This is a genomic window from Pseudocolwellia agarivorans, from assembly GCF_002000085.1.
GTDB lineage: Bacteria > Pseudomonadota > Gammaproteobacteria > Enterobacterales > Alteromonadaceae > Pseudocolwellia > Pseudocolwellia agarivorans.
This window is the reverse complement of the sequence record NZ_MUZU01000032.1, coordinates 1-1,796: the sequence shown is the minus strand read 5'-3', so window position 1 is coordinate 1,796 and position 1,796 is coordinate 1. Positions and strand designations below refer to the sequence as shown.

The 1,796-nt window shown below is 36.7% G+C and carries 1 protein-coding gene and 1 pseudogene; both read right to left on the bottom strand.

Annotated features, from left to right (window positions below; all coding sequences use genetic code 11):
• Window positions 1-216: 216 nt before the first annotated feature.
• Window positions 217-663 (bottom strand): annotated as a pseudogene (locus B0X80_RS20610) (integrase core domain-containing protein); the annotation flags it as partial.
• A gap of 21 nt (window positions 664-684) precedes the next feature.
• Window positions 685-1,569, bottom strand: coding sequence for an IS982 family transposase (locus tag B0X80_RS20165; protein ID WP_077343680.1), 885 nt, complete (start codon window positions 1,567-1,569; stop codon window positions 685-687).
• Window positions 1,570-1,796 lie beyond the last annotated feature (227 nt).

Sequence of the window (1,796 nt, the reverse complement as noted above, 5' to 3'; positions counted from 1 at the left end):
CCTGCTTGAAGTGCTTTAACTGCATCTTCGAAATTGAATTGATTTGTCATGTGTCATTCCTGTTTTTACTAGTTTACTGAAATGACACAGATTTTTGAACACTACCGATTCAAATTCTCCTTCGCTATCCCGTCGTAAAATAAGTTGGCGGTTTTAATGGAAGGTCAGTAGCTTTTGATCCTAACTTTCTATGCGTACTTGGTTTGATGTTTTCATTCACAAACTAAAATGCGGTCTCATTTCATTGTATATCAATATAGGCACGTCGACGAGTTGCTTTAATTACTCCATGCTCTGGCATTTATGTAGGAAAACTCTGCTTGAGTATAGCATTTATACGCTCCGCTAGTGTATTTTGATAACACTTATAACCATCAGTCATTGAAGGGGTTATATTATTTATCGTCAGCTTTTCTTGATATACCTTTGAACAATATTGTAACCCTCTGTCTGAGTGATGAATAGCTTCACACTGGCGCTGACGATTTTTCACAGTCATGTCGAGTGCTTTAACCACACCTGTTACTCTGATTGAACATAAGTAATATCACTGACCAGTACTTCCTCGGGCGCATTGGGCGTTATATCTTTTAATAAGTTGGAATGTTTCTTCATCCAATGGTTACTGAAAGTAGTTTTGGTGTAACTACGTTTAGGTTTAATACCAATTAACCTCAGATCGGGTTAAGCCCTAACCATAGCATTCTTCTCTACATCATTAATATTAAGGGTTGGCTTATTTTCTTTAAGGCAATAAGCCACTAAACCTGCCAGTAAATTCAACATAAAACTATTAGGGCTACGATGACGAGAATGCTCTATTTGAGATATGTTCTTCAATTGATCATTTATCGTTTCAATAATAAACCGTCTAGATAGCATTGCTCTATCCCATAACGACATTGCTTTGGCTTTCATATTACGGCGCACGGTTGTTATCAAGTCAACTCCTTTTCCCTTCAAACCAACGGTTAATTTTTTGCTGATGTAGCCTTTATCTGCATATAACTTACCTTTTAAGTTTTTAGCTAAGGCTAATACTGGCTTTGTGTCATGAACATTGCCAGTAGTTAATTTAGCATCAACTATTTCACCTCTAAAGTTAGTGACCAAATGTAGTTTGAACCCATAAAACCAACCCATTGTTCCTTTGCCCCGTTCGGCTATACCGTCAAATGTTTTATGTCTAGGAATTCTTAAGTTATGGCATACTTTTATGCTTGTAGAGTCAATAAATTCAATACCTGTAGACTCACCTTTAAGTATTGAAAAGTAACTACAAAGTGGAACGATAGCTTTAGGCATCACTTCTAAAAATCGAGTGTAGCTCAATAAGCTAGGGAAATGTGAACGATAAAACTTAGCAATATAACCTTTATAATAATTTTTAAAGTCGCGATGATTTGATGTATGAAAAGCAATTAATATAGTGATTATCTCACTCATAGCCATACGGCATGGACGATTGCGCTTGATACTTCCATCAGCAATTAATTGTTTTTCCCATTGTGGGATAAATACACGACAAAAATCATCGACATCACAGAATATTTCAACTAGTTTATTCATGCCCGTTCCTTATTATCTTTCTGTTTTTTCTTGGTCGAAAGATCGGATCGTGGAACGGGCACTTAGTTCTATTTAATTAATTCTTATCCTGAGCTGAGGTTAGTTATACTTTCCCTTCATCCACAAAAAAAGGCTATCCGTTAGGATAGCCTTTTCTTTGAATGAGAAGCCTAGCAATGTCCTACTCTCACATGGGAACTCCCACACTACCATCGGCGCTACTGCGT